Below are 7,794 nucleotides of genomic sequence, written 5' to 3'. Positions count from 1 at the left end.
CAGTGGAGCGGCCGATTCATTTGTTGATGGACCGTGCTTACGAAGGCAACGAAACCCGCCAGTTAGCGCTCGATCTTGGCTTCGTGCCGGTGGTCCCGCCGAAATCCAATCGGGTCGAGCCTTGGGAGTACAACCGGCAGATGTACAAGCGGCGCAACGAAGTGGAGAGACTGTTCCGTCGCTTGAAAGGCTACCGCCGGATTTTCTCGCGCTTCGACAAGCTGGATGTCATGTTCCTTGGATTCCTCAGCTTCGTCCTAGTCGTTGATTGGCTTCGGATGTGTTAACAGGCCCTAGATAGTCAGCCCATGCCTGCATCATCTTTCGGCGTTCGATGAGATGAGCTGTGCGGTTATACGCACGTCCGTTGGGATCGCGCACGGCATGCGCAAGCTGATGTTCGATGTAGTCGGGACGGAAGCCAAGCACCTCATCCAGGATCGTACGAGCCATCGCACGAAACCCGTGGCCGGTCATCGTCTTGGAGTCAAACCCCATCCGTCTCAGGGCAGCATTGATGGTGCTATCGCTCATAGGCCTTCCTTTCCCATGAAGACTAGGGAATACGAACTCACTGCTTCTAGTGACGGGCTGAAGCTCACGAAGAATTTCAACTGTTTGGGAGGCAAGCGGAACTATGTGGGGAACACCTGTCTTAGTGGCGACGTAACGCCACTCGCCAGCTTCAAGATCGACGTCTGCCCACTTGGCTGTCCGCAGCTCGCCTGGCCTCGCGAAGACCAGGGGCGCAAGCTTTAGGGCAGCGCGTACAACAGGACTTCCTTCGTACCCCCACAAGGCCCTCAGCAGGGGTGCCACCGCAGCAGGCTCCGTCAGGCTGGCGAAATTCTGCACCTTCGGGGTCTCTAGCGCGCCAAAAAGATCGGCAGCCGGGTCACGCTCAGCCTTGCCTACGGTGATGGCGTATCGAAACACCATGCTGGCAATACCCCGAGCGCGATGAGCTGTCTCAATGGCGCCACGCATTTCTATCTTACGCAGGACAGCTAGAAGCTCCGGCGCAGAGATCTCAGCGATAGGCCTATGCCCTAGATAAGGGTTGAGGTCCTTTTCGACGATCCTGCCATTGCGCTTCATCGTCAGGACGGAGTTCTTCTTGCCATGCAGGTTCAGGAGCTCTGCAGCGACAGCTGCAAAGCTGAGCTGAGACCGATCAACGCGAACCAGCCGGTCGACCTTTCTCTTCTCAGCTGGATCGATGCCTGATCGAAGGATTTTCCGTGCCTCCAAATGCTGCGCTCGCGCCTCCGCCAGGCTGACCTCTGGGTAGACCCCCAGTGCCAAGCGTTTCTCCCTACCGCCGAATCGATACTTCCATCGCCAGAGCTTGGCACCCTTCGGCGAGATCTCGACGTATAAGCCGCCACCATCGAACAGTCTCACGGGCTTGGTGGCCGGCTTTGCACTACGTACTGCTGCGTCACTTAGGGGCATGGGGGCATCCATATCCGTGCTGGGGGCTGGTGCCCCCATCTATGCCCCCGATCAGCCTGGATTTCAATGGATTAGGGTGGACCTTGCAGGACTGGCAGGCAACAAAAAACCCCCGATTTCTCGGGGGTTTTGGACTTTCTTGGATGTCCCTGGAGGGTTCATCTGGTGCGCCCGGAGGGATCCACATAATCCCCAGAAACCATTGCTGCTGATAGCATTGTGGATAACTCGATGTTTTGTTTACCGCCATAGTTACCGCCATCGCTCAGGCGCTAGGTTAGTCGGCACCACAACAACTGCGCCTTGGTGAAGTCGGGAACTGCTAGATCAGAAGGGCCATGAAGCGGCACAGGACGCTAGGCCCCTGCACCAGACCGATGCCCACGCGATGGGCGCGAAGATCAAGTGTGACGACCCACACAGCAGTCGCCTGCTTCGCCGGCAGGCCACAGGTATGCAGACGTGCATGAGGTGAAACATCGGGAGGGAACGACACCAATCAAGTGAGCTGGGTGCCCGACTGCCTGTCAAAGGTCTGTACGCTGAGCAAACTCTTAACCCTGCCACGAAGCCATCACAAGCCGACTATGAGCTGCTTTCTTCTTCTCATTGGTCGCTTTCCCGGTGAGGCAACGGACGCAAGAGCATGATTTCAGCTTGCAGCCGCTCCAAGATCGCATAGTGATGAGCGAATCTGCCCTCCGGCAAATAGACCACCTCCTTGATTGCATCTGCCGCATTCAGCAGGACGTAGCTCGCGAGGGATAGGATCATGAACGCGAGATCGTAAAGTGCAGGGGCGCGATGCGTCATTCCTTGCTGCCCCTGGTGTCGAAAAGCCAACGCCGCGAGGTCGTTGTGCGCGAAGCTGCAAAGCAAACCATATGGCGCGATCAGGTCTCGCAGGCCTGCGGCGATGAAGTCCTGGGCTTGGGAGCGCTTTTCTTTCTTACCGAACTTGTCGTGGAGCGGGGTGTAATGCTCCATGCACTGCGCTAGGCGCTGCTGCAGCATTACCCGATCGCCTTCGGGAAGATCCTCCGCCTCAAGCATCGGGGTGTAGAGGCTTTTCTCGCCTTTGACCAGCTTGTATCTCATACGGGCCACATGGTCGCTTTCCAAACCCAGCAGGTGGAGATCGGCCAGCGCTTCCAGCATCGACCGCAAATTAATTGCTGCGTGGGTCGATAGACCTGCTTGCGTCAGCAGCGTCGTAGCTTCGTGCTGTTCCGCGAGGGAGAGAAACAAAGCGCATTGGGGCCTGCCCGGAGAACTTAAGGGGGGGCGCATCTCCCCGATGAACGCGCTCATTGCGTAGACCTGCTGAGTGGCTAACCCGACGAGACGCTGCAGCTGAGTCATTCCATTGCTCCGACCGATCAGGCGGTAGTGTGCCGTAATCGCGGTGTGCCCCCCAATCGCGGGCGGTTGCAGCATCGCCTCCATACGCTTTACCCGCCGTGCGAATGGACTGTGCCATTCAACCTTGCCCGCGCGCAATCGTCGCCCCGCCACGCCTGCAAGCTTTACAGGCCGCTTTTTCTGCACACCTGCACACAGGCTCAATGCATACGCAGCCAAGCTACCCAGTGCGTAGAAGGCGTGACCTTTCCCCTGCGAATCCCCGCACATCCAGGACCATTCACAGCTAATTGGCGCTACAAGTAGACGCCTGCAAAGCGGAAGTCGTGGAAAAGCTAAAACAAAGTGTCCGACAGCATCCAACAAGCCCCCGTCTATACTTACAGTGTTTCGAAATGGCTATGCATCAGGGGCCAGTAGCCAACCATTGGTAACGGGCCGCATGCATCCCTCGAAGAAGCCTTAGCCCACAAGATCAGCTGCTCTACTTGGCTATGAGGGGCTACGAAAATCACACCGATGCCCGCCCTGAGTTCTAACCTCTTTCTTTTATCAGTAACATCGGTAACGCCTGTAACGGCTTCGCGAACACCCTCCAAATCAATCACTTACGGGTCGCACAACGAGTTCAACTACTGGTAACAAGTCGTAACACTGGTAACGCAAGTACCTTCGGAAAGACGTCCCTGCTCTCAACCTCAAAGTTGAACAGGGTGTTCAATCTTCCTCAGCGTGCTGGTAGACGCGTTCACGCTCGATCCCTGCTATTGCCGCCCGATCTTCATCCGTTAATTTATGAAGATCGTTATGACCAGCGATTTCGAAGAACTCTTTCCTGTGAACGTTATTGAATATGTCGTAAAATCCACTCCCAGGACAACCATCGGAATTTTTCGCCAGCACTGCGCTATAGATAGCTGTGCGCGTATCGCAAAGCGCTCAGCTGGCGGCCTCTAAAGTATCGTATACATCGTTATTGCGAGCGCCCTCATCGAAGATTTCGTGAAGCTTTCTAAATCCAACAGTACCTCTCGACTGGGCAGCCTCAAGCAATAACTTAGCTACGCTCGAAATATTATCTACAATAATCATATTGCACCCATTAGCCTGGAATTTATTAATCGTTTAAAAATTAAAACCTGTCTAACTTCTTTGGAGGAATATGTGCGCCCAATGTAAATTATAAAAAAACACATTCCAAACTGTCTCTTACGAGGCAGTAAGAATCACCCAGGCGACAATGTGTCCTTCGGAGAAGCGACGTCACTGAAGTGACAACAAGCCTATCTTTTATTCTAGAATGGCATCGGCAGAAGGAACCAGCTTAAATGTGCAGCGCAACCGCATCCACGATGGAAGCCCAGATGAACGAGCAAAGTGCGATTCCCGTCACAATTACAAGCGGGCCTCCTAAGGGGAAATTCTTTGTCCTTGAACCAAGCTTCTGGGGAAATGGTAAACAGCCTGGCCTAGAGATCGCCAACAAGAAGCAACTCCGGCTTCCCGGAACCTTCATGATTCAGTCTCCAAACGGTGATCCAAACCAATATCCAGAAAAACCCCATCTGATCCAGGTGCCCGGACAAGGTGGGATGCCAAGAGATTTCGAAAAACTAGCGGGGAAATGGATTGTTTCCGAAGCTTTGAAATACGTCTTTGAGTCAATTGACCCACACGGATTTGCTTTTTCTGCATGTGATTTTACGCTCGCCGATGGTTCTGCCGGTCCTCAGTACTACCTGTGTGGTGTGGTGCGTTCACTCGACGCGCTCGATGAGGATGCGTCACGGGTGAAGATCGAGTACGAGCGCGATCACCAGACTGGTGAGGATCTCAAGTTCTACAGCGTGGCGGGTGGCGCAAGCATCGTTTTCAAAGAAGAAATCGTTGACGGTGCGCATGTATTCCGGCAGCCACGACTTGGGATAGATGCTATCTGCGACCGTGTTCTGGCCGATGCATTGATAGCTGCGAACCTCGACGGTGTTCGCATACGAGACGCTGCGGAAATTTGATTCCCCCGACGCTTTCATGGATTTTCGCGCAGGAGCACCAGCATGGCCGACACCCCTGTTTTCCAGGGACATCACGTCATCGAGCAAGTTGCGTATGCCCGTAGTGAGTTATTACAAGTCTTGTCAGAACGCGGCTTGTTCGATCTCCATGGCCCGCGCAATATTCTCAATCTGCCGGCCGACAAGGCGTTGGCAGCACAGATGGGATTGTCACCTCACCCTGGTGGCCCACTCGGTGCCTACACTGACGAGCTTGCGGCCGCCCTTGAACGGCTAGAGATTTCTCCGGACGGCCAAGCGACGCTGCTCGGGGATCAGGCCGCAGCACAACGCATCGCCGCCAGAGTCAATGGCCTGACCGACACGCTCAAAGTGGGTCTGGTCAATGGCGACATCGTAAGCAATACGCCGCAAGGCATGACGCCGCAGCAAGCGAACGCGCGGATACGTGCCTTTCATGGCGATCTCCCCGGATACCAGCAAAGTCACGCTGCCCAGATTGCCGAAATTGGCCAGATGTCAGCAGCGGAGTCGCGCTGGGCAGGAGTCACGCGGTCAGAAGGCAACGTCAGGCTAGCGTTAGACGCCATCGACCAGCCAGGATCGTCAACCCTTAGTGACAGATGGGGTGGCCGGCAATCACTTGGCACAGCAATTGCCGATGCCAATCAAGCCGGACGCTTGCCACTTACCGAGCCAGTGGAAGCACGTCTGCGCCTCGCTTTCGCCCAGGAGATGCCCCCGGTTCTCACACGGCCGCCGGTTGGGCCGAGGATTCCCGGCGTCCCAGGCGAAAGTGGCATTGTTGCGGGCGAAGGTATTGCCGCAGAAGCTGCTGGAGTGCGCGGGCTTTCTGGTGCTCGTGTCGCGGGTGCGGCCGGCGTAGCGCTAATGGCCTACGACTTTGCCGTGACCGGCCACCGCGTTGTCCAGCTAAGTACGCAAGGCAACGACACCGGCGCCGCGTCGGCAGCCACGCACTTCGTCGGTCGCAATGCAGGCGGCATCGCAGGCGGCTTCCTGCTTGGTGCAGGCTACGGTGCCGTCACAGGATCGTGGACGGGGCCGGGTGCGCTGGCGACCGGCTTGGTTGGCGGCGTGGCGGGCGCCTACCTTGGCGAACGCTGGGCCGAGAAACAGGACGTCAACCAGATCTACACACAGCCAGACCGGAGTGGCAACGAGTGGACGCGCAACCCGGAGGATCCCCAAGGCACCTGGGCGCGCACGGTGAGCGCGCCGGTGGCAAACGGCGGCTATCAGGAAACGCGGCTGGTTGCCGCTGGCCGCCTTGCAGACGAACTGAATTACCGCGCGGCTAACGACTCCTATTCACTCGGGCTGGCAAATCCACCAAAGCCACAGGATCCATACCGCCTGGATGCCAAGAACGAAACGCATCCGCCGCGCGAACCGTTTGAAACGGGCCGCGACTATGTGCGCGATGCGCAGACGGGCGGGTGGCAGCTTGAAATCAGGGAAAACATTGACGGCAAGATACCAATTACGCGTAACGCGCCGGTCAGTGCGGAGCGTGCGAGTGGCTTGGAGCAACAGTCGCAGACAATCATCGCGCAGAACGCGGCCAATACGCCGGAAGCAACAGCGGCCCGCTACCAGATCGCCTACAACCAGTTCGGCTGGAATGAGTTCACCAATCGCGAGCCGGTGCCGCAGGCCATCACGAACGCGCGCACGCAGCCGCAGCCCTTACAGGCTTCCGACGGTAACTCCTATACCCGCGACGCCAGCGGCGAATGGACCACGCCCGGCATGCTCTATGGCACCAATGCGGCCACCGGCAACACACGTGAGGAATTGAACCGCACGTGGCAGAGCCAACAGGCAGGTCTTCAAGACATGGCGTCGATGGCGGAGGTCGCCCGCAGCAATCCCACGCCGATGCAGAGCGACTTGCACAGCCAGGTGGCCGGGATGTACGCCCGCGCTGGCATTACGCGCACTGACGCCCAGATCGATGCCGCCACGGCGGCAGTTGCACAAGACCATGCACGCGACACGGGCAAGCAGATGCCCTTCTTTCTGCAGCTGCAGAAAGATGGCTCAATCGCCACGGTGGTTGGCCAGAACGACGACCGCATGGAGATCAGGGCGACTACGACGGCAGAAGAGATATCGCAGGCAGAACGGCAGCAAGCCATCCCTGCCAACGCCACCTCGCCCAATCCCCCTGCGCAGTCGCCTCAGACGCAACAGCCTGCAGCACCGCCCACGCAAACCCCCGTACCCAGCGCGCCGCCGTCGCAGACAGCGCCGGGACGTTCGTCCGCGCTGGATGACGACCACGTGCAAGGGCGTGCAGCGTCCACGAGCACGACCACAGCACAGGTCGCCACACCGGGAATGCAGATGGGTGCGCGTTCTGTTGAATCGCAAGATCCTCGTGAAGACGAGCAGCCATCTGTGAATCGTCAGAGCGCCGCTGGTCCGAAGCCGCAAGATGCTGCATTGGTGGAGCAGCTACGCTCTTCCATCGCAAGGCTCGATGAAAGCGCCAACAAAGCGTGGGATGAGCGCAGCGATCGCATGGTTGCGAGCGCCTACAAAATGGCTGTGGAGGCAGGATTCAAACCCGGTGACAACGTGGACGTTGCCTTAAACATGCCGACCGATAAGCTCCCAGGGGGCGTGACAATGTTCGTCATGCGCAGTGGCCCTGGAGCCTCTCCGGATCCGTACGCCAACCGCGCGCACATGCCAACCAGCGAGGCACTGGCTGCAGCTCCCGAACAACAGTATCTGGCAGCAAACCAGGCACGCGATACGCAAGAGCAAACGCGACTGCAAGAGCTCGCACAGGCGCGTGACCACACCCAGGACGACCCGAGCAGGACAGGACCGAGAATGTCATAGCAGGGTTGATTTTCTGATTGGAAAGAATGCGAGGCTGCGGCGATGACGGCACTCACCCGCCATCTGAGTGGCTGCACCACGCTTAACG

The 7,794-nt window shown here is 57.6% G+C and carries 5 protein-coding genes; 3 read left to right on the top strand and 2 right to left on the bottom strand.

Annotated elements, in window-relative coordinates:
• The coding region (locus ABS769_RS04105) for a transposase (RefSeq protein WP_317060523.1) at positions 1-287 on the top strand (287 nt) is incomplete at its 5' end.
• Here ABS769_RS04105 and ABS769_RS04100 read toward each other — a convergent pair.
• Complete coding sequence (locus ABS769_RS04100; RefSeq protein ID WP_317060957.1) at positions 247-1,455, bottom strand: tyrosine-type recombinase/integrase; 1,209 nt, start codon at positions 1,453-1,455, stop codon at positions 247-249. The genes ABS769_RS04105 and ABS769_RS04100 overlap by 41 nt on opposite strands.
• A gap of 606 nt (positions 1,456-2,061) precedes the next feature.
• Entirely contained in the window at positions 2,062-2,817 is a 756-nt protein-coding gene (locus tag ABS769_RS04095) for a DUF5677 domain-containing protein (protein WP_350498083.1), read from the bottom strand.
• A gap of 1,352 nt (positions 2,818-4,169) precedes the next feature.
• On the opposite strand from ABS769_RS04095, the gene ABS769_RS04090 reads away from it, so the two are divergent.
• A complete protein-coding gene (locus ABS769_RS04090) occupies positions 4,170-4,832 on the top strand; it encodes an imm11 family protein (RefSeq protein ID WP_350498082.1) in 663 nt (220 codons plus the stop codon).
• Between the two features lie 42 nt (positions 4,833-4,874).
• Positions 4,875-7,706, top strand: a complete 2,832-nt coding sequence (locus ABS769_RS04085) for an XVIPCD domain-containing protein (RefSeq protein ID WP_434801679.1) — start codon at positions 4,875-4,877, stop codon at positions 7,704-7,706.
• The last annotated feature ends 88 nt before the right edge of the window (positions 7,707-7,794 follow it).

The organism is Xanthomonas hortorum (genome assembly GCF_040279205.1).
Classification (GTDB): Bacteria; Pseudomonadota; Gammaproteobacteria; order Xanthomonadales; family Xanthomonadaceae; genus Xanthomonas; species Xanthomonas hortorum_F.
The sequence above is the reverse complement of the archived record's forward strand: the minus strand, read 5'-3'. Positions and strand labels throughout refer to the sequence as shown.